This window comes from Streptomyces sp. CoH27, assembly GCF_020181035.1.
Classification (GTDB): domain Bacteria; phylum Actinomycetota; class Actinomycetes; order Streptomycetales; family Streptomycetaceae; genus Streptomyces; species Streptomyces camelliae.
On sequence record NZ_JAIQYY010000024.1, the window covers coordinates 95,632 to 116,982 of the forward strand.

At 71.8% G+C, this 21,351-nt stretch carries 14 protein-coding genes; 11 read left to right on the forward strand and 3 right to left on the reverse strand.

Annotated features, from left to right (window positions below; translation table 11 throughout):
- Both LE548_RS34345 and LE548_RS34350 read right to left on the reverse strand, forming a co-directional pair.
- On the reverse strand, positions 1 to 1,547 hold a 1,547-nt coding region (locus LE548_RS34345; protein ID WP_225100931.1), incomplete at its 3' end, for an NADH-quinone oxidoreductase subunit NuoF family protein.
- Positions 1,544 to 2,821 carry a cytochrome b/b6 domain-containing protein gene (locus LE548_RS34350; RefSeq protein ID WP_225100932.1) on the reverse strand — a complete coding sequence of 426 codons (1,278 nt, stop codon included), beginning with the start codon at positions 2,819 to 2,821 and terminating at the stop codon, positions 1,544 to 1,546. The genes LE548_RS34350 and LE548_RS34345, both read right to left, overlap by 4 nt.
- Positions 2,822 to 3,256: 435 nt before the next feature.
- Here LE548_RS34350 and leuS point away from each other — a divergent pair, with 435 nt between their 5' ends.
- From leuS to holA, 8 genes are all read left to right on the forward strand, one after another.
- On the forward strand, positions 3,257 to 6,133 hold the full coding sequence (leuS, locus tag LE548_RS34355; protein ID WP_225100933.1) for a leucine--tRNA ligase: 2,877 nt from the start codon (positions 3,257 to 3,259) through the stop codon (positions 6,131 to 6,133).
- A gap of 129 nt (positions 6,134 to 6,262) precedes the next feature.
- On the forward strand, positions 6,263 to 6,997 hold the full coding sequence (locus LE548_RS34360; protein ID WP_225100934.1) for a hypothetical protein: 735 nt from the start codon (positions 6,263 to 6,265) through the stop codon (positions 6,995 to 6,997).
- Positions 6,998 to 7,068: 71 nt separating this feature from the next.
- Positions 7,069 to 7,914, forward strand: a complete 846-nt coding sequence (locus tag LE548_RS34365) for a DegV family protein (RefSeq protein ID WP_225100935.1) — start codon at positions 7,069 to 7,071, stop codon at positions 7,912 to 7,914.
- Positions 7,915 to 8,016: 102 nt separating this feature from the next.
- Positions 8,017 to 9,120 carry a ComEA family DNA-binding protein gene (locus LE548_RS34370; RefSeq protein WP_225100936.1) on the forward strand — a complete coding sequence of 368 codons (1,104 nt, stop codon included), beginning with the start codon at positions 8,017 to 8,019 and terminating at the stop codon, positions 9,118 to 9,120.
- A complete protein-coding gene (locus tag LE548_RS34375) occupies positions 9,117 to 12,053 on the forward strand; it encodes a ComEC/Rec2 family competence protein (protein WP_374116211.1) in 2,937 nt (978 codons plus the stop codon). The genes LE548_RS34370 and LE548_RS34375 overlap by 4 nt, the downstream gene beginning before the upstream one ends.
- A 207-nt stretch (positions 12,054 to 12,260) precedes the next feature.
- The gene (locus LE548_RS34380) at positions 12,261 to 13,142 is read left to right on the forward strand and encodes a YceI family protein (RefSeq protein WP_225100937.1); all 882 of its coding nucleotides are present in this window, start codon (positions 12,261 to 12,263) and stop codon (positions 13,140 to 13,142) included.
- Positions 13,143 to 13,183: 41 nt separating this feature from the next.
- Entirely contained in the window at positions 13,184 to 13,429 is a 246-nt protein-coding gene (locus LE548_RS34385) for a hypothetical protein (RefSeq protein WP_225100938.1), read from the forward strand.
- Positions 13,430 to 13,516: 87 nt separating this feature from the next.
- Positions 13,517 to 14,506, forward strand: coding sequence for a DNA polymerase III subunit delta (gene holA / locus LE548_RS34390; protein WP_225100939.1), 990 nt, complete (start codon positions 13,517 to 13,519; stop codon positions 14,504 to 14,506).
- Between the two features lie 365 nt (positions 14,507 to 14,871).
- Here the strand turns inward: holA and rpsT are convergent, their stop codons facing one another.
- Positions 14,872 to 15,138, reverse strand: a complete 267-nt coding sequence (gene rpsT, locus LE548_RS34395) for a 30S ribosomal protein S20 (protein ID WP_225100940.1) — start codon at positions 15,136 to 15,138, stop codon at positions 14,872 to 14,874.
- A 226-nt stretch (positions 15,139 to 15,364) separates the two neighbouring features.
- Here rpsT and lepA point away from each other — a divergent pair, with 226 nt between their 5' ends.
- The 3 genes from lepA (at position 15,365) to LE548_RS34410 (ending at position 21,306) form a co-directional block, all read left to right on the forward strand.
- The gene (gene lepA, locus LE548_RS34400; protein ID WP_225100941.1) at positions 15,365 to 17,239 is read left to right on the forward strand and encodes a translation elongation factor 4; all 1,875 of its coding nucleotides are present in this window, start codon (positions 15,365 to 15,367) and stop codon (positions 17,237 to 17,239) included.
- A 273-nt stretch (positions 17,240 to 17,512) separates the two neighbouring features.
- The gene (locus LE548_RS34405) at positions 17,513 to 19,387 is read left to right on the forward strand and encodes a long-chain fatty acid--CoA ligase (RefSeq protein ID WP_225100942.1); all 1,875 of its coding nucleotides are present in this window, start codon (positions 17,513 to 17,515) and stop codon (positions 19,385 to 19,387) included.
- A 98-nt stretch (positions 19,388 to 19,485) separates the two neighbouring features.
- Positions 19,486 to 21,306: a SpoIIE family protein phosphatase gene (locus tag LE548_RS34410; RefSeq protein WP_225100978.1), complete on the forward strand. Its 1,821-nt coding sequence runs from the start codon at positions 19,486 to 19,488 to the stop codon at positions 21,304 to 21,306.
- The last annotated feature ends 45 nt before the right edge of the window (positions 21,307 to 21,351 follow it).

Sequence of the window (21,351 nt, forward strand, 5' to 3'; positions counted from 1 at the left end):
TGTCCGCGCGTGTCCTCTTCGAGGCGCAGGGCGAGCGCCGGGCAGCGGCGCACCGCGCGCAGCGCCTTGGCCTCCGCGTAGCGCGGCACCTGCGCCTGGGCGACGGTCGGGAACCCGTCGGCGCCGAGTTCGAACACCTCGGGCAGGATGTCGGCGCACAGCCCGTGGCCCCGGCACAGCGTCCAGTCGACGTAGATCTTCTGGCGGCTGGCGCCGGTCTCCTCGGGCTCTCCGCCGCCCGGGATGCCCGTGGGTGCCCTGCCCCCCTCGAAGAGCGGCAGAACGCCCTCCACGGGCCGTCCGCAGCCGTTTCCGAGGACATGGGCTGCCAGGTCGTCGGTGAACGCCTTGATGGTCGACTCCAGGAACATCGCCGAGCCGTCCGGATGCGAGCACGCGCCGCGGCGCTTGACGTTCTTCGCGACCTGCTTCAGTGCCTCCAGGGCGGCCGGTCCGCCGCCGTTGAGGATGTCCTCCATCCCGCGCGCGGCGGCGGGCAGCCCGAGGTAGCAGGGGCCGCACTGGCCGGCGCTCTCCTCGGCCAGCCACTGCGCCACCCGCAGCGACTCGCCCAGCGGGCAGGTCTCCTGGCTGATCGGCAGGATCGCGCCCGCACCCAGCGAACCGCCCACCGCGTCCAGGGAGTTGCGCGAGACGATCGCCTCGTTGACCGTCGCCGCGTCGATCCACTTGCCGTGGTAGCCGCCGGTCAGCACGCCCTGCGGCACCGGCGGGGCGCCCGCCAGCTGGAGCACGTAGCGCAGCGGCACACCCGTGGGGACCTCCAGCACCATCGGGCGGGCCACCGCGCCGGACACCGTGAGCATGACGGTGCCCGGCTCGTCGTACAGGCCGGTGTTGCCGTAGCGCTCGGGGCCGATGCGGGCGGCGATGGCCAGCTGGGCGAACGTCTCGGCGTTCGACAGCAGCGTGGGCGCGCCGCCGACGCCGCTCTGCGAGGCGCTGATCTTGCGGCCGGGCGGGATCGCGGGGCCTCCGTCGACCGAGCGGATCAGCGAGGCGGCGGCGCCGGTGACCATGCGCACCGGGTTGCGCTGCACCCACGCGCGTAGCGCCGATCTACGGCTGTTGCTCAGCCCGCGTTCGGCGAGAGCGGCCTCCATGGAGCGCTGCGTGGACTCGCGCGTGACGCCGATCACGAGCGTGCGCGCGCCGAGCGCCTCCGCGCACAGCAGCGCGCCGTCCAGGATCAGGTGCGGGGCGCGGTTGATCAGCACCGTGTCCTTGCGGCAGGCCGGCTCGTCCTCGCTGCCGTTGACCACGACGACCGGCCGCACCCCGCGCTTGATCGCCGACTCGGCGACCGAGCGCAGCTTCTTGTGGAAGGGGAAGCCCGCGCCGCCACGGCCCTTGAGGTTGATGCTCTCGGCGAGCTGCGCGAGCTGTTCGCCGCCCAGGGGGTCGAGCGGCCCGTGCACTTTCAGGTGCATGGGCAGGTCGAGACGTTCCACGAGGTCGAAGCCCGACGTGAGCTGGGGAAGGCCGACGACGCGGACCTCGGGGACGTCGGGCAGGGCCTCGTTCACTTAAAGCCTCCGGACGGCGTGTTCCAGGATTCGCCCGAACCCGGTGCGTCGAAGGACGCGCCGGGCAGCGTTTCGGCAGCGGGACCGTTGTTGTACGTGTCACTGGCGTTGTACGTGCCATAGCGGCCGTTTGTCTCACCGGTGTCGTACATGTCACTTCCGCCGTATCCGGACGTGCCCGGATTGCCATAGACCGGGATGGTGTATCCGGTGTCCTGGAGCGGGTCGTACGCCGACGGCGGGGCCTCGCCGACCGGCGGCGGGGACGGGATCGGCCAGCTGCCCGAGGTGCTGGACGGGCCGTCGACGCGCGGGATGGCCTCCGTGGCCTGCAGGTCCAGCGGCAGGTCCATGCGGGCGGTCTGGCCGGCCGCGAACGGCTGCTGGGCGCCGCCGCGCGGGGAGACCGCGCGGTAGGCGGCCGCGAAGCCCGACGCGGGCTGCGCCGCGGGGGTCACGGGCGACTGGTACAGCGGCGTGGCGGGGGCGGCCGCCGCCTCGGGCTCGCGCCGGCGTTCGAAGCCCGCGGACGCCGACTCGGCCATCCGGGAGCGGCTCGCGTCCAGCTCCTCGAATCCGGGCCGCTCCGAGCTGCCGAACAGGGCCACCAGGCGGTCGGCGACCTTGCGCTTGACCGGGCGCGGCGCGGAGCGCAGCGCGAGGGCTGCCATCACCCCCAGCAGCGACAGGCCGTAGGAGATCACGAAGAACGGCTTGGCCGCGCGGCCCGCGTACAGGCCATGGATCAGCGCCGCGCACCAGGCCGGGTAGGCCAGCATGTGCATCGCGCGCCAGCGGGCGGCGACCGGGGCCGGGGTGGCGAAATTGCTGCGCAGGGCGCCCGTGACACCCACGAAGATCATCAGCAGGCCCGCCACCGAGCCCAGTCCGATCAGGCCGCCGATTCCGGTGACGCCGAGCGAGAACGGAATGATCGCGGCGATCGCGGGCGCGTGCCCGAGCGCGACCTTCGTGACGATGTGCAGGAGGAGGAACGCGATCGAGGCGATCCCCAGAGTGCGGTGAACCGCCTGGCCGACGATGCGCTGCCGGATGTTCAGGAAGATCCGGTCCTGGGCGAACAGGCCCCAGATCACCGAGCAGCTGAGCGAGACCAGCGACAGCACGCCCGCGCCGAAGTTCAGGAAGTCGCGGACCGGGCCGCCTCCGACCAGTACGACCACGGGTATCAGCAGCAGGGCGACGGCGGTCGCCACCCCATAGGCCGAGCGGCCCGGTTTGGGGAGTGAGCTGGTACTACGACGAGGGTTCATGGGGGCAACTCCGAGCAGTTTCGGGAAAGCGGTCCCGCTGCCGAACTCTAAGCGGCGTCATACCGATCGGTACGCGGTTTCAGTTATTGCGTTGTTATCAACGGGCAATACGACTGGACGGTGTCCCTTAGTGGACGGTACGCGATGCATTTATTGACTTCGGTTCAGTTCCGGGTCGGACTCCTGGCATGTCCACAAGGGATACGGACGCGCGTCGCGGCTTGCTCAAGGCCGTCGCGGCTCGCTCAGGGCCTGCGGTACCCTAGCGCCATGCGTGCCGTACGCCTTCTGCTTAGCGGGCCGCGCTGATCAGTACCGACCCCGGTCGTACCCGTGAGGTCGGCATCGGCGCGGCGTCCCCTCCTGTGTGAGGGGATTTTTCGTTTCTTTGAATGTCAGCCGCAGGCAGAGACGATCGATGGAGCTTTGAGGATCATGAGCGAGACGAACCCCGCTGCCACGTCCGAGGTGGCAGCGCCGCACCGCTACACGGCCGCCATGGCAGCCGAGATCGAGGCACGCTGGCAGGATTTCTGGGACGCCGACGGCACCTACGCGGCGCCGAACCCCACGGGCGACCTGGCCGGCGACCCCGCGGTGGCCGCCCGGCCCAAGAAGTTCATCATGGACATGTTCCCGTACCCCTCCGGTGCGGGCCTGCACGTCGGCCACCCCCTGGGCTACATCGCCACCGACGTCTACGCCCGGTTCCAGCGCATGACCGGCCACAACGTCCTGCACACCCTGGGCTTCGACGCCTTCGGCCTGCCCGCCGAGCAGTACGCCGTGCAGACCGGCACGCACCCGCGTGTCTCCACCGAGGCCAACATCGAGAACATGAAGGCCCAGCTGCGCCGGCTGGGCCTGGGCCACGACAGGCGCCGGTCCTTCGCCACGATCGACCCGGACTACTACAAGTGGACCCAGTGGATCTTCCTGCAGATCTTCAACTCCTGGTACGACGGCGAGGCCCGCAAGGCCCGCCCGATCTCCGAGCTGATCGCCCAGTTCGAGAGCGGCGAGCGCGCCGTACCCGGTGACCACGCGCGCGCGTGGAACGAGCTGAGCACCGGCGAGCGCGCCGACATCCTGGGCGAGTACCGCCTGGCCTACGCCTCCGACGCGCCCGTGAACTGGTGCCCGGGCCTGGGCACCGTGCTGGCCAACGAGGAGGTCACCGCCGACGGCCGCTCCGAGCGCGGCAACTACCCGGTCTTCAAGGCCAAGCTGCGCCAGTGGAACATGCGCATCACCGCCTACGCCGACCGGCTGCTGGAGGACCTGGAGGAGCTGGACTGGCCCGAGGCCATCAAGCTGCAGCAGCGCAACTGGATCGGCCGCAGCGAGGGCGCCCGCGTCGACTTCCCGATCGACGGCGAGCGCATCACGGTCTTCACCACCCGCCCGGACACCTTGTTCGGCGCGACCTACATGGTGCTGGCGCCCGAGCACCCGCTGGTCGACAAGTTCACCCCCGAGGCCTGGCCCGAGGGCACGCACACGGTGTGGACCGGCGGCCACGCCAGCCCGGCCGAGGCCGTCGCCGCCTACCGCGCGCAGGCCGCCTCGAAGTCCGACGTCGAGCGGCAGGCCGAGGCCAAGGACAAGACCGGCGTCTTCATCGGCGCCTACGCGACCAACCCCGTCAACGGCGAGCGGATCCCCGTCTTCATCGCCGACTACGTGCTGATGGGCTACGGCACCGGCGCGATCATGGCCGTCCCGGCGGGCGACCAGCGCGACTTCGAGTTCGCGCGCGCCTTCGAGCTGCCGGTCCACTGCATCGTCGAGCCGACCGACGGCCGCGGCACCGACACCTCGACCTGGGAGAACGCCTTCGGGTCGTACGACGCGAAGATCATCAACTCCTCGAACGACGACATCTCCCTGGACGGCCTGCCCGTGGCCGAGGCCAAGGCCCGCGTCACCGAGTGGCTGGCCCGCAAGGGCATCGGCGAGGGCACGGTCAACTTCCGCCTGCGCGACTGGCTGTTCAGCCGCCAGCGCTACTGGGGCGAGCCCTTCCCGATCGTCTACGACGAGGACGGCGTCGCCCACGCGCTGCCCGAGTCGATGCTGCCGCTGGAGCTGCCCGAGGTCGAGGACTACAGCCCGCGCACGTTCGACCCGGACGACGCGGACACCCAGCCCGAGACGCCGCTGTCGCGCAACGAGGAATGGGTCAACGTCACCCTGGACCTGGGCGACGGGCCGAAGAAGTACCGCCGCGAGACCAACACCATGCCCAACTGGGCCGGTTCCTGCTGGTACGAGTTCCGCTACCTGGACCCGCACAACGACCGGCAGCTGGTCGACCCCGGGATCGAGCAGTACTGGATGGGCCCGCGCGAGGGCCGGCCGCACGGCGGTGTCGACCTGTACGTCGGCGGCGCCGAGCACGCCGTGCTGCACCTGCTGTACGCGCGCTTCTGGTCCAAGGTGCTGTACGACCTGGGCCACGTCTCCTCCGCGGAGCCGTTCCACAAGCTGTTCAACCAGGGCATGATCCAGGCCTACGTGTACCGCGACAGCCGTGGCATCGCGGTGCCGGCCGCCGAGGTGGAGGAGCGCGACGGCGCCTACTACTACCAGGGCGAGCAGGTCACCCGTCTGCTGGGCAAGATGGGCAAGTCCCTGAAGAACGCGGTCACCCCGGACGAGATCGCCGCCGAGTACGGCGCCGACACCCTGCGCCTGTACGAGATGGCGATGGGCCCGCTGGACGTCTCCCGCCCGTGGGACACGCGCGCGGTGGTCGGCCAGTTCCGGCTGCTGCAGCGGCTGTGGCGCAACATCGTCGACGAGAACACCGGCGAGGTCACGGTGGTCGACGCGGCGCCCGACGAGGACACGCTGCGGGCCCTGCACAAGGCCATCGACGGTGTCGGCCAGGACCTGGAGGGCCTGCGCTTCAACACCGCCATCGCCAAGGTCACGGAGCTGAACAACCACCTGACCAAGGCCGGTGGAGCGCTGCCGCGCTCGGTCGCCGAGCCGCTGGTGCTGATGGTGGCCCCGCTGGCCCCGCACATCGCCGAGGAGCTGTGGCGCAAGCTGGGCCACACCGACTCGGTCGTCCACCAGGACTTCCCGGTCGCCGACCCGAGTTACGTCGTCGACGAGACCGTCACCTGCGTCGTGCAGATCAAGGGCAAGGTCAAGGCCCGTCTGGAGGTCCCGCCGGCCATCTCCGAGGAGGAGCTGGAGAAGGTGGCGCTGGCCGACGAGGGCGTCGTCCGGGCGCTGGGCGGCGCGGACATCCGCAAGGTGATCGTGCGCGCGCCGAAGCTGGTGAACATCGTCACGGGCTGACGCTCGCCGGCGTCCCCTACGGGCAGACTCGGGGCAGGCTCGGGGTTCTTCCGGAACTCCGGGCCTGCCCGCCGCGTTTACCGTGGAAAGCGCAGCGGCGAGTGCCGCACCGGTCCGAGGAGGAGCGTCATGGAAGCAGTCATCGCCGTGTTCGCCCTGCTCTTCCTGGTCTTCATCGGCCTCGGCGCATACGCCACGGTGAAGGCGGTCGGCGCCGCCAAGCGCGGCGTGGACCGCACGATCGAGCAGGCCCGGCGCACGGTGGAGGACCACACCCTGCGCGCGAAGACCTTCGCCAGACTCGGCCCGGCCGCCGAGATCGCCCAGCTGCGGCTCACGCTGCGCACATCCATGCGCGCCACGCAGGACGCGCTGCGCACGGGCGTCGCCGAGGACGAGTCGCTCAAGGAGTCCCTCGGCCTCTTCGAGCGGCTCAGCGCACACGGACACCAGCTGGACGCCGACCTCAGGCGCCTGGAGTCCGAGCCCGCCCGGGCCGAGGTCGGCGCCCGGCTGCCCGAGCTGCGCGAGCGCACCGAGCGGATCACCAAGTCCGCCGACTCCCTGCGCTGGGCCGTCCGCGACCGGGCCCGCCGCTTCACCGACGACGACCTCGGCGCGCTCAGCGACCAGATCGACATCGAGGCCGACGCCCTGCGCCACTGGACCCCGGCCGGTCCCGAGCGGACGCCCCCGCAATGGCCCGACGCCGTCGGCCCCGAGGGCCCGGCGGAGCAGCGCCCCCCGTCAGGGACGCCCGGCTCCCGCCCCGCCGAGAAGCCCGGCACACAGGCGATCACCCCGCCGTCGGCGCGCCCCGCCTACCCCTGGCAGAAGAAGCCGCGCCCCGAGAGCACCGCCTGAGCGGACCGCTCCGTTCCCGGACCGCGGGGGCGGGCTGCCGTCCGCGCGCTACGGCAGGTAACCTCCAGCTCATGTCCCGCCATGTCGCGATCGTCACCGATTCAACGGCCTACCTGCCGCCACGGGCGATGGAGCGTCATGACATCACCGCGGTACCGCTGACCGTGGTCCTCGGCGACGAGGCGCTCGAAGAGGGCACCGAGATCTCCACCCGCTCGCTGGCCCAGGCGTTGCAGAAGCGCCGTCCCGTCACGACCTCCCGGCCGAGCCCCGAAGTGTTCGCCGAGACCTACCGAAGGGTCGCCGAGTCCGGCGCGAGCGGCATCGTCTCGCTGCACCTGTCCGCGGAGCTGTCCGGCACCTACGACGCGGCGGTCCTCGCGGCGCGCGACGCACCGGTGCCGGTGCGGGTGGTGGACACCGGGATGGTCGCGATGGCCCTCGGCTTCTGCGCGCTGGCCGCGGCCGAGACCGCGGAGTCCGGCGGCACGATGGACGAGGCCGTCACGGCCGCAGAGAAGCGCGCCGAGGGCACCTCCGCATACTTCTACGTCGACACCCTCGACTATTTGCGTCGCGGCGGCCGCATCGGAGCCGCCCAGGCCCTCCTCGGCTCCGCGCTCGCCGTCAAACCCCTGCTCCAACTCGACGGCGGCCGTATCGAGCTGCTGGAAAAAGTCCGCACGGCGTCCAAGGCCATCGCACGCCTGGAGGAGCTGACGGCCGAGCGGGCGGGCAGCGCGGAGGTCGACATCGCCGTCCACCACCTGGCTGCCCCCGAGCGTGCGGCCGCGCTCGCCGACCGGCTGCGGGCACGGGTGCCGGGCCTGGCCGAGCTGCATGTGAGCGAGGTCGGAGCGGTGATCGGCGCGCACACCGGGCCAGGGCTGCTGGGAGCGGTGGTTTCGCCCCGCTGATCGTTCACTCGTGCGGGTGGCGAAGTTTTCCACAACCGGGCGGTAATACCCGGGAATTGACCAAGATCATCGCGATTCGGCGAGATGTTCCATCCTCGTCGCATGGCACTTCGATCACGTACACGCATCGCCTCCGCCGGCAGCGGGCCCGGGCGTGCGCCCGCCTCGGACGGGCGAGTTCGGCATCGCTGCACCGAACACGGCCGGACCCGTCGACGCCCGCCGGACCAGTCCGAGGAACTGCGCCGCCGAGCGGAACTTCTCTTCGGCGAACGAGCCCTGCGAAGGCGGGAGTCGGACAACGGCCCGCCGGACGGGGACAGGCGCGCCGCGATCGCGACGGCGGCCACGGTGACGGAGACCGGTCCGGCGACAGGGCTGAGTCCGGAGACAGAACTGATTCAGGCGAGGACGGCGGCGACCGCGACGACCGAAGCCGAAGCAGAACCCGAACCGACAGAGCCCGCACGCCCGTTGGAGGCGCCGGACCCCGCCGGTCCCGGCCGGCGGGAGCGGGCCGCGCTGGCGTTGCGGGAGCGGATGCCGGTGTGGTTGCAGGCCCGGTGCGGGGTGGAGCGGCGCGGAGTCGTGGCCCTCGCCGTGGTGCTCGTGACCGCCGCCGCGTTCGCCGTACTGCACTTCTGGAACGCCCGGACCGAAACCGTGCGGGCACCTCAGGTGGTGCGTGCCGAGCTGCCGTACGACAAGAAGGGTGCGGACACCAGGTCCGGGGCGAGTGCGCCTGCCTCGGCGGCGCCGGGCGGGGAGATCGTCGTGGACGTCAGCGGCAAGGTCCGTCAGCCGGGGATCCGGCGGCTGCCGGCCGGCTCCCGGGTGGCCGACGCGCTGCGCGCAGCGGGCGGTGTCCGTCCGGGAGTGAGCACCGAAGGTCTCAACCGGGCCCGCTTCCTGGTCGACGGCGAACAGGTCGTCGTCGGCGCGCCGGCCGGAGCGGTGGCTCCGCCCGGACCGATGAACGCGACGGCCTCCGGAGCGGCGGGCGCAGGCTCCACGACACCGCTCTCCCTCAACACGGCGACGGCGGACCAGCTGGACAGCCTGCCCGGCGTCGGTCCGGTACTGGCCCGGCACATCGTCGACTACCGCACGCAGCACGGCGGTTTCCGTTCGGTGGACGAGCTGCGTGAAGTCAACGGTATCGGCGACCGTCGCTTCAGCGATCTGCGCCAGCTGGTACGGCCATGAGCCGCGCGATCGAGGTGGGACCGCCCAAAGCTGCCGCACCCTGTCGGCCCGAGGTGGCGGACGATGCACGGGAGGCGCTGAAGGCTCCGCGCGGCGACCGGGAGGGTCCCCTGGACCTGCGGCTGGTGCCACCCGCGCTCGCGGCCTGGGCCACGGCGGCCCTGACACTGGACACACCGGTCGGCTGGACTGCCGTGCCGGCCGTGGTCTCCCTGGTGGGCGGGGTTGTGCTGCTGTCGGTGCGGAGGGCTGGACGGAACGGGCGGGCCGGAGGGGCGGGAAGAACTGCCCAGACCCTGGGGCGGAGCCGGGCCGCGCAGGTGCCCGGGCGGTTCGCGTGGGCGCGGGCTTCCGTTGCCGCTGTACTGCTCTGCATCGCCGCGGCCGCCGTCTCCGCCGGGCTGCACAGGGCGGATGTACGACGCGGGCCGGTGCCCGAGCTGGCCCGCCGGTTCGCGACCGTGACCGCCGAGGTCGAGGTGACCGACGACCCCTGGCTCAGCCGGCCGCGAGTGCGCGGAGATCACGCGGCACCGGCGGCGGTGCTGGCACGGGCGGAGCTGCGGAGCGTCGAGGAGAGAGACGGCAGGCGGGTGCGGACACGGAGCCCGGTGCTGCTGGTGGTCGACGTGGACGTTCCGGCGCGGGGGAGCGGTCGGCGGAAGGGGAGTTCGGCGGAGGGGAGTGGTGCGCGGAAGGGTGGTTCGGCGGAGGGGAGCGTTGGGCGGAACGATGGCCCGGCGCAGGCACGTGGTGCGCGGGACGACGGCCTGGCGGAGGGGAGCGCCGGGGGGAACGGAGGTGCGGCGGGGGGTGGTGGTGCGCGGGACGATGGTCCGGCGAAGGCAGGTGATGCGTGGAACGACGGCCCGGTGGCGGGAGAGGCTGGGTGGAGCGGGGGTTTCGTGGCGGGCTCGGGGGATGGTGTCCGGCGAGTGCCGGAGGGGCGGGCCGGATGGCTCGGGCTGTTGCCGTCCACGCGGTTGCGGGTGGAGGGGCGGTTGGCGCCCGCACTGACGGGGGGTGACCGGACTGCGGCCGTGTTGCGGGTGCGCGGGCAGCCCGGGCCGCGGATCGTGGCGGGGCCCAGCGGGGCGCAGCGGCTGGCGGGGCGGCTCAGAGCCGGGCTGCGGGAGGCGACGGACAGCCTGCCGGGGGACGCGCGGGCGCTGCTGCCCGGACTCGTCGTCGGGGACACCGCGCGGATCACCCCCGAGCTGGACGACGCGTTCAAGGAGACGGACCTGGCGCACACGCTCGCGGTGTCCGGCAGCAACCTCACGGTGCTGCTCGCACTGCTCGTCGGCCCGCCCGGGCTGGCCCAGCGGGCCGAGCGGCGCGGCCTGGCCCCGTACCTCGGGCTCTCGCTGCGGGCGACCGCACTGACCGCCGGGGTGCTCACGCTGGGATTCGTGATCGTGTGCCGGCCCGACCCCAGTGTGCTGAGGGCCGCCGCCTGCGGCGCGGTCGCGCTGCTCGCGCTGGTCACCGGGCGCCGCAGATCCCTGGTCCCGGCCCTGGCGACGGCCGTCCTGCTGCTGGTCCTCTACGACCCCTGGCTGGCCCGGAGCTACGGCTTCCTGCTCTCCGTGCTGGCCACCGGCGCGCTGCTCCTCCTGGCGCCGGGCTGGAGCGAGGCGCTGCGGCGGCGCGGGGTACCGGCGAGGCTCGCGGAGGCGTTGGCGGCGGCCGCCGCGGCGCAGGTGGTGTGTGCGCCGGTCGTGGCGGTGCTGTCGGCCCGGGTGAGCCTCGTGGCGGTGCCGTGCAACCTGCTGGCCGAGGTGGCCGTGGCGCCGGCGACGGTGCTGGGGTTCGCGGCGCTGGTGACGGCGCCCGTGGTGATGCCGGTGGCCAAGACGCTGGCCTGGTGCGCCAGTTGGCCCGCCGGATGGATCGCCGGGGTTGCCCGGACCGGGGCGGCGCTGCCGGGCGCGGGGCTGGACTGGCCGGGGAGCTGGGCCGGGGCGGCGCTGCTGGCGGCGGTCACCGTGGCCGTCGTGCTGGCCGGGCGGAGGTTGTCGCGGCACCCGTGGTGGTGCGGGCTGCTCGGGCTGCTGCTCGTGCTGGCGGTGGTGCGGCCGGCGCCGCTGACCCGGGTGATCACGGGCTGGCCACCGCCGGGCTGGCGGTTCGCGATGTGCGATGTCGGGCAGGGTGACGCGACCGTGCTGGCGGCGGGCGACGGCGCTGGGGTCGTCGTGGACGCCGGACCCGATCCAGCGTCGGTCGACCGCTGTCTGCGGCAGCTGGGCATCACACGCATCCCGCTGCTCGTGCTGACCCACTTCCACGCCGACCACGTGGCGGGACTGTCCGGTGTGCTGCGGGGCCGCTCGGTGGCCGCGATCGAGACGACGGGCTTCGAAGAACCCGCCGACCAGGCCGAGTTCGTCAGACGGGAGGCGGCATCGCGGCACATCCCGGTCACCCGGGCCGTGGCCGGGGAGGAGCGGCGCGCCGGTCCGCTCGCCTGGCAGGTGCTGTGGCCGCCGCCGAGCAGCGGGGCGCAGTCGGCCCCTGGGGTCCCGGTGTGGCCGGGTCCGGTGCCGGAGCCGGACGGTCCGAACGACGCCAGCGTCGCGATGCTGGTCCGCACGGGCGGACTGCGGTTGCTGCTGCTCGGCGACCTCGAACCCCCGGCCCAGCAGGCGCTGTTGAGGTCCCCGGAGGCGGCCGGACTGGCCGGGGTGGATGTGCTGAAGGTGGCCCACCACGGCTCGGCCTATCAAGACCCGGAGCTGATACGGCTCGTGGCTCCCCGGGTGGCTCTCATCTCTGTAGGGGCCGGCAATTCCTATGGGCACCCGGCACCGGCGACCGTGGCCATGCTGCGGGCCGGCGGCGCGCTGGTGCTGCGCACGGACCGGGACGGCGGCCTCGCGGTCGGCGGGGCGGGCGGGAGAGGCGAGGAGGTGTGGGTGAGGAAGGACTAGGGGCGGACGCGCGGGGCCGGCCCGTGCGGAGCCGCCGAGGGCTGTGTTCCCGCTGTGCGGAACCGGAACGGTGGCTCCTGATTCGGATCGGTTCCGGCGCATGTGCTGGATTCCCGCGATGTGGTCCCGTGTTGCCTCGAAAGTCGCATCAGTGATCGAATGAGCCTTCGGCAACCGATGATGTCGAGGCGTACAGGGGTGTCGTAGATGTTCGGCCGCTGGCTGGGTAACCGGACGGACCAGAAGCAACGGACGAGTTCCCTGGTGACGGTGCAGACCCCGCCCGGCGCCGGAGTGCTCACCTGCCGGGTGGTCGATCCGGTCGACGAGCCGGTCACGGGGGCCGAGTTCACGGTCAGCGACACCATGGGCCGCAAGGTCATGTCCGGTGGCACGGACCCCTACGGGACCTTCATGGTGACGGTGCCGGCGGGGGAGTACCGGCTGGCCCTGTCCGCCGATGGCTACACCCCCTACCGCGCCACCGCGCTGGTCGGCGAGAACTCCCTCGCCTCGCTGGGCGATGTGACCCTCCAGGTGTCCCAGCCGCCGGAGCCGCCGGCGCCCGGCGACTGGGAGATCGAGCCCATGCACTCCTCGATCGGCTTCACCGCACGGCACATCGGACTGGCCCGGATCCACGGACAGTTCAACTCCTTCGCCGGAGTGGTGCGGATCGGTGAGCGGGTGGAGCGGTCGGCGATGCACGTCGTGATCGACGCCGCCTCCATCGACACCGGGGTGCGGATGCGGGACGACCATCTGCGCTCGGCGGACTTCCTGGACGTGGAGCGGTTCCCGACGCTGGAGTTCTACAGCGACCGGTTCGTGCACAAGGGCGGCAGCCGGTGGGCGATCACCGGCGCGCTGTCGCTGCACGGGGTGACGCGCACGATCACGCTCGACACCGAGTACCTGGGACTGGGCAACGGCATGGAGGGCGAGGTCCGGGCCGCCTGCCGGGCCACCACCGAGCTGCACCGCGACGACTTCACCGTCAGCTGGCAGTCCATGCTGGCGCGGGGCATCGCGGTGGTCGGGTCGAGTGTCCGGGTCGACCTCGACGTGCAGCTCGTCGCCAAGGGCTGACCGGGCGGTTCGCTCTTCGAGCCGTGCCGGAGAATGGGCGCGTGAGCGATGTGAGACATGTGCTGGTGCTGCCCGACCGGGACGCCGCCGAGGAGGCGGCCGAGGCGCTCGGCGAGCGGTTCGGCCTGGACGAGGAGCCCCAGCTGGTCCGGGACGCCCTGGCCGGTGAGGACGACGCCGAGGACGCGCAGTGGCTGCTGGTCGTGCGGGACGAGCACGAGCGGCTGGACCCTGCCGAACTGGACGCGTTCGCCGGCGAGTGGGACGGCTGGCGCGAGGAGCCGTGACCCCGAGACGGGCTCCGGGTCCGTTCGGGGACCGCTCAGGGTGCGCGGGCCGATTCGTTGTCAGTGCCGCGTGGGATGCTGTGAGTGATGGCCAGGAAGACTGCGAATGACGACCCTCTCGCCCCGGTGACGCTTGCCGTGGGCCAGGAGGACCTCCTGCTCGACCGTGCCGTGCAGGAGGTGGTGGCCGCCGCCAGGGCCGCCGACGCCGACACGGACGTACGCGACCTCACCCCGGACCAGTTGCAGCCCGGCACGCTCGCCGAGCTGACCAGTCCCTCGCTCTTCGCCGAGCGCAAAGTCGTGGTCGTACGCAACGCGCAGGATCTGTCGGCCGACACGGTCAAGGACGTGAAGGCCTATCTGGGCTCCCCCGCCGAGGAGATCACGCTCGTGCTGCTGCACGCGGGCGGGGTCAAGGGCAAGGGCCTGCTGGATGCCGCGCGCAAGGCGGGGGCGCGGGAGGTGGCCTGCCCGAAGATGACCAAGCCGGCGGACCGGCTGGCCTTCGTACGGCAGGAGTTTCGCGCGGCGGGCCGGTCGGCGACGCCCGAGGCGTGCCAGGCGCTGTGCGACGCCATCGGCAGCGATCTGCGGGAGCTGGCCTCGGCGGTCTCCCAGCTGGCCGCCGACGTGGAGGGGACGATCGACGAGGCGGTCGTCGGGCGGTACTACACCGGCCGGGCCGAGGCCTCCAGCTTCACGGTCGCCGACCGGGCCGTGGAGGGGCGTACGGCGGAGGCGCTGGAGGCGCTGCGGTGGTCGCTGGCGACCGGGGTGGCGCCGGTGATGATCACCAGCGCGCTGGCGCAGGGGGTGCGGGCCATCGGGAAGCTGTCCTCCGCGCGCGGGGGGCGGCCGGCGGATCTGGCCCGTGAGCTGGGGATGCCGCCGTGGAAGATCGATCGGGTGCGGCAGCAGATGCGGGGGTGGACGCCGGATGGTGTCGCGGCGGCGATGCGGGCTGTCGCCGAGGCGGACGCGGGCGTGAAGGGCGGGGGGGATGATCCTGAGTACGCGCTGGAGAAGGCCGTCGTGATCATCGCTCGGGCCGCTCGGTCACGCGGGCGCGGGTAAGGCGAGTCGAGCCGGGGGGCGGTCGGCTGGGAAGCCGACCGGAAAGCGGCCCGCGGCCCCGTCGACCAGCCGAACCACCGAACCACCGAACCACGGACCGTCGGACCAGCCGAACCGCGGACCCGTCGACCAGCCGAACCGCCGAACCACGGACCGTCGAACCGCGGCCCCGCCGAACCGTCGGCACACCGAAAACCCCGGCATCCGCCCTGGGGAAGGGAGAGATGCCGGGGTTTCGGTTCACGCTGTTGGACTCGCACCCGCGTGGCGAACGCAGGCCGCGTGCGAATCCGTGGGTGCCGGACGGGAGCGGATGAGAGAGGGCCCGCTCTGGGTCCTTCCGGCGGTCAGATCAGAGGGAGAGCTCAGCCCTGGAGGGACGTGACCTTGGAAGCAAGCGCCGACTTCTTGTTGGCGGCCTGGTTCTTGTGGATGACGCCCTTGGAGACGGCCTTGTCGAGCGCACGCGCAGCAGCGCGCTGCAGCTCGGTGGCCTTCTCGACGTCACCCGCGGCAGCGGCCTCGCGGGCCTTGCGGATCGCGGTCTTCAGGGAGGACTTGACGGCCTTGTTGCGCAGTCGAGCCTTCTCGTTGGTCTTGATCCGCTTGATCTGGGACTTGATGTTCGCCACGAAGGAGCCTTTTCAGGTTCTGGTGCGGGGCCGCGAAGGTCCCGTACCGGTGATCCAAAATTTCTCTGACGCGCCTCGCGCTGAGAGGGCATGAGGCACAGCCATCTACAGTACCAGCGGCCCTGCCGACGGCCCAAAACGGTCCCCGCTCCCTCCGCGTGGGACCATGGAGACTACGTATCGATCCGACCCGAGGCATAAGGCGCCTCAAGAGACAGGACCCTGCGTGCCCGCGACCCCTAACCATGTGCCCGAGCCGAGCCGTACCGCCCCGGCTCTGATCCGCAATTTCTGCATCATCGCGCACATCGACCACGGCAAGTCCACGCTCGCCGACCGGATGCTCCAGCTGACCGGTGTGGTCGAGCAGCGGCAGATGCGTGCTCAGTACCTCGACCGGATGGACATCGAGCGCGAGCGCGGCATCACGATCAAGTCCCAGGCGGTGCGTCTGCCCTGGGCCCCCACCGAGGGCCCCGACCAGGGCACGACCCACATCCTCAACATGATCGACACCCCGGGGCACGTCGACTTCACCTACGAGGTCTCGCGGTCGCTGGCCGCCTGCGAGGGGACCATCCTCCTCGTCGACGCCGCCCAGGGCATCGAGGCGCAGACCCTCGCCAACCTCTACCTGGCGATGGAGAACGACCTCACGATCATCCCCGTGCTGAACAAGATCGACCTGCCGGCCGCCCAGCCGGAGAAGTTCGCCGAGGAGCTGGCGAACCTGGTCGGCTGCGACCCGGAGGACGTCCTCAAGGTCTCCGCGAAGACCGGTCTCGGCGTGGACGCGCTGCTGAACAAGGTCGTCAAGGAGATCCCGGCGCCGGTCGGGGTCGCCGACGCGCCCGCCCGCGCGATGATCTTCGACTCGGTCTACGACTCCTACCGCGGTGTCGTGACGTACGTCCGAGTCATCGACGGCCAGCTCAACAAGCGTGAGCGCATCAAGATGATGTCGACCGGCGCGACCCACGAGCTGCTGGAGATCGGCGTCAACTCGCCCGAGATGCTGCCGGCCGACGGCCTCGGCGTCGGCGAGGTGGGCTACCTCATCACCGGTGTGAAGGACGTCCGCCAGTCCAAGGTCGGTGACACCGTCACCAGCCAGAGCAAGGGCGCGACCGAGGCCCTCGGCGGGTACAAGGACCCGAAGCCGATGGTCTTCTCGGGCCTGTATCCGCTCGACGGCTCCGACTACCCCGAGCTGCGCGAGGCGCTGGACAAGCTCCAGCTCAACGACGCCGCGCTGGTCTACGAGCCGGAGACCTCCGCGGCCCTCGGCTTCGGCTTCCGCGTCGGCTTCCTCGGCCTGCTGCACCTGGACGTGATCCGGGAGCGCCTGGAGCGCGAGTTCGGGCTCGATCTCATCGCCACCGCGCCCAACGTGGTCTACCGCGTGATCATGGAGGACGGCTCCGAGCACGTCGTCACCAACCCGAGCGAGTTCCCCGAGGGCAAGATCGGTGAGGTCTTCGAGCCGGTCGTGCGGGCGACGATCCTCGCGCCGACCGAGTTCATCGGCGCGATCATGGAGCTGTGCCAGACCCGGCGCGGCACGCTCCTCGGGATGGACTACCTCTCCGAGGACCGCGTCGAGATCCGCTACACCCTCCCGCTCGCGGAGATCGTCTTCGACTTCTTCGACCAGCTGAAGTCCAAGACGCGCGGCTACGCCTCCCTGGACTACGAGCCCACGGGCGAGCAGACCAGCTCCCTGGTCAAGGTCGACATCCTGCTGCACGGCGACAAGGTGGACGCCTTCTCGGCGATCACCCACAAGGACCAGGCGTACGCGTACGGCGTGCGGCTCGTCGCCAAGCTCAAGGAGCTGATCCCGCGGCAGAGCTTCGAGGTGCCGGTGCAGGCCGCCATCGGCTCCCGGGTCATCGCCCGCGAGACCATCCGCGCCATCCGCAAGGACGTCCTCGCCAAGTGCTACGGCGGTGACATCTCCCGTAAGCGGAAGCTGCTGGAGAAGCAGAAGGAAGGCAAGAAGCGGATGAAGATGGTGGGTTCCGTGGAGGTTCCGCAGGAAGCCTTCATCGCGGTGCTGTCCAGCGATGACAGCGCGGGGTCGGCCAAGGGCAAGAAGTAACCATCGGTAACAACGGGGTACGTCCATAAACCGGGCATGAAGGGGCTCGTCGTGCGAAAGTGCGGCGGGCCCCTACGCGTGCGTAGCGTCGCTCTGCGTGGAGAACCCGGGGAAACCGACAGGCCGATGCCCCTTACGCAGCGGCCGGTCGCGGCTTACTCTGATCCCTGCTCGATAGTTACTCGCGAGTTAAACAACAAGCGCGAGCCTCGCCGTGAGTCAACCCCAGCCGCATGTGAGCCAGCCGCACCGTCGCGGGCCCCGGAGGATGTCGTGAGCGACACACAGACCCTGATCGAGAACCGTCCGCCGTCCGTGGCGGCCCTCTTCCTGGAGCGCGTGGCGGCCACACCGGACGCCGAGGCCTACCGGTACCCGGTCCCGCCGGCCTCCGGCCAGGGCCCCGACGACTGGAAGTCGCTGAGCTGGGCACAGGCGGCCGAGCGGGTCTACGCGATCGCGGCCGGACTCATCGAACTGGGCCTGGAGCCCGAGCAGCGGGTGGCGCTCGCCTCCTCCACCCGTGCCGAGTGGATCCTCGCCGACCTCGGCATCATGTGCGCCGGCGGTGCGACGACCACCATCTACCCGCAGACCAACGCCGACGAGTCGGCCTTCATCCTCTCCGACTCCGAGAGCCGGGTGCTGATCGCCGAGGACGCCGCGCAGGCCGCCAAGGCCGTCGAGAAGCGCGCCGAACTGCCCGAGCTGACCAAGGTCGTCGTCATCGACCCGGCCGGCGTCGAGACGGACGACTGGGTGACCACCCTCGCCGAGCTGGAAAAGCGCGGCGCCGCCTACCTGGAGACGCACCCCGAGCTGATCAAGGAGCGGGTCGGCGCGATCACCAAGGACCAGCTCGCCACCCTCATCTACACCTCCGGCACCACCGGCCGCCCCAAGGGAGTCCGGCTCCCGCACGACAACTGGGCGTACATGGCGAAGGCGATCGCCGCGACCGGTCTGGTCACCATCGACGACGTGCAGTACCTGTGGCTGCCGCTGGCGCACGTCTTCGGCAAGGTGCTCACCTCCGGCCAGATCGAGGTCGGACACGTCACCGCCGTGGACGGCCGCGTCGACAAGATCATCGAGAACCTTCCGGTGGTCCAGCCGACGTACATGGCCGCCGTGCCGCGCATCTTCGAGAAGGTCTACAACGGCGTCGCCGCCAAGGCCCGCGAGGGCGGCCCGGCCAAGTACAAGATCTTCCAGTGGGCCGCCGAGGTCTCCCGCGAGTACGCCAAGGTCAGCCAGGACAACTTCCGGCGCACCGGCAACCACGCCGTGCCGTTCGGCCTCGCCGCCAAGCACAAGGTTGCCGACACCCTCGTCTACGCCAAGCTCCGCGAGGCCTTCGGCGGCCGGCTGCGCGCCTGCGTCTCCGGCGCCTCCGCGCTCGCGCCCGAGATCGGCTACTTCTTCGCCGGCGCCGGCATCCACATCCTGGAGGGCTACGGCCTCACCGAGTCCTCCGCGGCCTCCTTCGTCAACCCCGGCGAGGCCTACCGCACCGGCACGGTCGGCAAGCCGCTGCCCGGCACGGAGGTGCGCATCGCCGACGACGGCGAGATCCTGCTGCGCGGCCCCGGCATCATGCAGGGCTACCACAAGCTGCCCGAGAAGACCGCCGAGGTGCTGGAGTCCGACGGCTGGTTCCACACCGGCGACATCGGCGAGCTGTCGCCCGACGGCTATCTGCGCATCACCGACCGCAAGAAGGACCTCATCAAGACCTCCGGCGGCAAGTACGTCGCCCCGGCCGAGGTCGAGGGCCAGTTCAAGGCGGTCTGCCCGTACGTCTCCAACATCCTGGTGCACGGCGCCGACCGGAACTACTGCACCGCCCTCATCGCCCTCGACGAGATCGCGATCGCCGAGTGGGCCAAGGAGAACGGGCTGGAGGGCAAGCCGTACGCCGAGATCGTCGCCGCGCCGCAGACCGTCGAGATGGTCGACGGGTATGTGCGGGAGCTCAACGCCGGGCTCCAGAAGTGGCAGACGATCAAGAAGTTCCGGCTGCTGCCGAGGGATCTCGACGTGGAGCACGGCGAGATCACGCCGAGCCTGAAGCTGAAGCGGCCCGTGGTGGAGCGGGAGTACAAGCACCTCATCGACGAGATGTACGCCGGGACGAGGGAGAAGTAGCGCGACTGTCACCGCCGTTCAAAAGTCGCTATCTTCTGGCCACTTCGATAACTCAGCGCTGCTGATCGCCCCCTGTCTGTCACCCTGGCCGCATGGACATGGCGGCCATACCCACGCAACGGGAGAGTGAGCCCCGGGACCGGGAGGTACGGGGGCGGGCCGTGCTGCCCGGGAGTCCGCTGGCGCCCGGGGCGGCCCGGGCACTGGTGCGGGCCGCGCTCGTCGACGTACCGGACGTCACGGCGCGGCTCGTCGACGATGCCATGGCCGTCGTCAGCGAGCTGGTCACCAACGCCGTCGTGCACGCCGGTACGGACGTGGAGGTCGACTGGCGGACGGAGGAGACCGGCGCGTTCGTCGTGGAGGTGCACGACCGGCATCCCTCGCGCGCCCCGCGCGACCCCGCGGCCGGCGAGGGGCCGTACGACACCCCTGAGTACGGGCGCGGGCTGCGGCTGGTCGCCACGCTCGCAGAGTCCTGGGGCGTCACCTATCGCGCCGGTGCCAAGACCGTCTGGGCGCGGCTGCCCCCGGGCGGAGCCGAGGAGCCGGACGGACCGGCCCCCGGGTCCGCCCTGGCAGCCGCCGAGGACCTCGCCCCGCAGCCGCAGCGGGCCGGAGGCGACGCGGACTGGCTCGGCCGGGGCGCACTGTCCTTCCTCGCCGAGGCCTCCGACCTGCTCGCCGGACAGCTGGACGAGACCCTGGTCACCGCCCTCACCGGCCAGCTCCTCGTGCCCCGGCTCGCCGACTGGTGCGCGATGTGGCTGGAGGACGAGGCGAGCGTGCGCGGCGGCGCCGGCGGCGGGCCCGCCCGGGTCTGGCACACCTGCGAGGGCCGCGTCGAGGAACTGCACCTCGCCCTGGAGAAGGAGCCGCCCGCCTGGAGCGAGGGGCTGCGCTCCGGCCCCGAGCCGTACCCCTGGCCCGGCGACGCGCTCGGCCCGCGCGGCGCCGACGGTGCGGCGCTGGCCTATCGGCTGATCGCGGGCGGCCGGCCGCTCGGCACGCTGGTCATCGGCCGGTACGGGCCTGCCGGGTTCCCCGACGAGGTCACCGGGCTCGTGGAGGACCTCGGCCGCCGGGTGGCGCTCGCCATCGGCGCGGCCCGCCAGTACGCCCGCCAGGCCACCATCAGCGCCGTACTGCAGCGCGGGCTGCTGCCCGGCGCGGTCGCCGAGATCCCCGGCATGAGCAGCGCCCTCGTGTACGAGCCGTGCGACAAGGGCGGCCCCAGCGGCGACTTCTACGACCTGTTCCCGGCGGGCGACGGCCGCTGGTGCTTCGCCGTCGGCGACGTCCAGGGCAAGGGCCCCGAGGCGGCCGTCGTGATCGGCCTCGCCCGCCCCTGGCTCCGCCTTCTCGCCCGCGAGGGCTACCGCGTCGCCGACGTCCTCGACCGCCTCAACCAGCTCCTCCTGGACGACGCCACGGAAGCCGCCGACGCCGCCGCCCGCGCCCTCGTCGCCGCCGGCGGCCGTCCCGTGGCCACGGGAGAGGGCCCGCAGACCCGCTTCCTGTCCCTTCTCTACGGCGAGCTGACGCCGTACGACGGCGGGGTCCGCTGCACGCTCGCCTGCGCCGGCCATCCGCTGCCGCTCGTCCTCGGCCCCGACGGCGCGGTGCGTACGGTGGCCCGGCCGCAGACCCTGCTCGGCGTGATCGAGGACGAGACCTACACCAGCGAGACCTTCGAGCTGCGGCCCGGCGACAGCCTGCTGTGCGTCACCGACGGGGTGACCGAGCGGCGCTCCGGCTCCCGCCAGTTCGACGACGGCGACGGGCTCGCCCACGCCCTGTCAGGCTGCGCGGGCCTGAGCGCCGAGCTGATCGCGGAACGGATCCGCCGCCTGGTGCACGACTTCGGCGGCGGCCAGCCCGAGGACGACCTGGCGCTGCTGGTGCTCCAGGCCGACTGAGCCCCGAAGCGCGGGCCGGCCGGGCAAGGGCGCCGGTGCTGGACA

Bases quoted from the DNA above. Each gene is read 5' to 3' on its own strand.
- leuS (WP_225100933.1), top strand. From the start codon at position 3,257: ATGAGCGAGACGAACCCCGCTGCCACGTCCGAGGTGGCAGCGCCGCAC.
- LE548_RS34365 (WP_225100935.1), top strand. From the start codon at position 7,069: ATGTCCCGCCATGTCGCGATCGTCACCGATTCAACGGCCTACCTGCCG.
- LE548_RS34350 (WP_225100932.1), bottom strand. From the start codon at position 2,821: ATGAACCCTCGTCGTAGTACCAGCTCACTCCCCAAACCGGGCCGCTCG.
- LE548_RS34380 (WP_225100937.1), top strand. From the start codon at position 12,261: ATGTTCGGCCGCTGGCTGGGTAACCGGACGGACCAGAAGCAACGGACG.
- LE548_RS34370 (WP_225100936.1), top strand. From the start codon at position 8,017: ATGGCACTTCGATCACGTACACGCATCGCCTCCGCCGGCAGCGGGCCC.
- LE548_RS34375 (WP_374116211.1), top strand. From the start codon at position 9,117: ATGAGCCGCGCGATCGAGGTGGGACCGCCCAAAGCTGCCGCACCCTGT.
- LE548_RS34410 (WP_225100978.1), top strand. From the start codon at position 19,486: ATGGCGGCCATACCCACGCAACGGGAGAGTGAGCCCCGGGACCGGGAG.
- LE548_RS34360 (WP_225100934.1), top strand. From the start codon at position 6,263: ATGGAAGCAGTCATCGCCGTGTTCGCCCTGCTCTTCCTGGTCTTCATC.
- holA (WP_225100939.1), top strand. From the start codon at position 13,517: ATGGCCAGGAAGACTGCGAATGACGACCCTCTCGCCCCGGTGACGCTT.